Raw genomic sequence first — 524 nt, 5'->3', positions numbered from 1 at the left:
GGCCGCAATGTTGGCGATTGGCGAAATCATCAACGACAGCGTCCCCTCGCCCCGTTTACGGGGAGAGGATGCCGGCAGGCAGGTGAGGGGCGGCGCTGACCTGGACAATTGCCAGCCCTACTTCACCGCCGAATCGAACTGATGCGCCTTGATCTTCTCGACATCGAGCGCGGCAAAACCTTCCGACAGCTTGACGCCGTCGGCATCGGCCTTGACCTTGGCCTTGTCGAAATCATTGGCCGGGCCGATCAAATCGTTGGTGCAGACATCCTCGGCCTTCACCGGAGCGGTGATCTGGCCGATCTTGTGGATTTCGTCGAAGAAGCCCTGCCAGCTCGCCATGTCGTGCGAGCCCCAGCCGCCGCGTTTGTCCATGTCGCCGCGGAAGACGTTGATCTGCTGCAGGATCGAGGTGGTGCCAAGCTCCGGCCCGAGATTCTTGGCCAGCGTCGGGAACTGCTCGAACACCGCTTCGACCGCCGCGCGGGGATTCTGGTAGCCGAATTCGAGGCCCATCGCCCAGC

At 62.6% G+C, this 524-nt stretch carries 1 pseudogene; it reads right to left on the bottom strand.

The window, feature by feature from the left end:
* Positions 1-117: 117 nt before the first annotated feature.
* Positions 118-524: pseudogene (locus EN893_RS37305) on the bottom strand (ABC transporter substrate-binding protein); the annotation flags it as partial.

The sequence above is a fragment of the Mesorhizobium sp. M7A.F.Ca.CA.004.04.2.1 genome (assembly GCF_004022825.1).
Taxonomy (GTDB): Bacteria; Pseudomonadota; Alphaproteobacteria; order Rhizobiales; family Rhizobiaceae; genus Mesorhizobium.
The sequence above is the reverse complement of the archived record's forward strand: the minus strand, read 5'-3'. Positions and strand labels throughout refer to the sequence as shown.